Origin of the sequence: Brevibacillus sp. LEMMJ03, assembly GCF_007197875.1 — a bacterium.
Classification (GTDB): Bacteria; Bacillota; Bacilli; order Brevibacillales; family Brevibacillaceae; genus Brevibacillus; species Brevibacillus thermoruber.
Genome location: NZ_VKJN01000069.1, coordinates 1 through 477 on the forward strand (window position 1 = coordinate 1; position 477 = coordinate 477).

1 protein-coding gene is annotated in these 477 nt (G+C 42.3%); it reads left to right on the forward strand.

The window, feature by feature from the left end; translation table 11 throughout:
• A partial coding sequence (gene era / locus FOI68_RS22840; RefSeq protein WP_143864422.1) for a GTPase Era occupies nt 1-356 on the forward strand: 356 nt, incomplete at its 5' end.
• Nucleotides 357-477: the final 121 nt, after the last annotated feature.

Genomic DNA, 477 nt, shown 5'->3' on the forward strand with positions numbered 1-477 from the left:
CAGATCACCCGGAGCGATTTATTATCGCCGAATTTATTCGTGAAAAAGCGCTTCATTTAACGCGCGAAGAAGTACCACATTCCATTGCAGTTGTCATCGATTCGATTGAACGTCGGGAAAATAGCGATACTGTATATGTGGCGGCGACAATTATCGTTGAACGCGATTCGCAAAAAGGAATTATTATTGGCAAACGCGGTCAAATGTTAAAGGAAATCGGTCAACGTGCACGTGCTGATATCGAAACGCTACTCGGTTCGAAAGTGTTTTTAGAGTTATGGGTGAAGGTACAAAAAGATTGGCGTAATAAAATGGCACAGTTGCGAGACCTTGGCTATCGTGAAGATGAATATTAATGCTGTAAAATTTTAAATAACATCGTGACAGCGACAAACGGACAAACTACAGGTGAGCTGCTCAATCACCGTCAACTAACGAGAGAAAGGTGTGATTCGATGCTCGATTTTACCTGGAAGC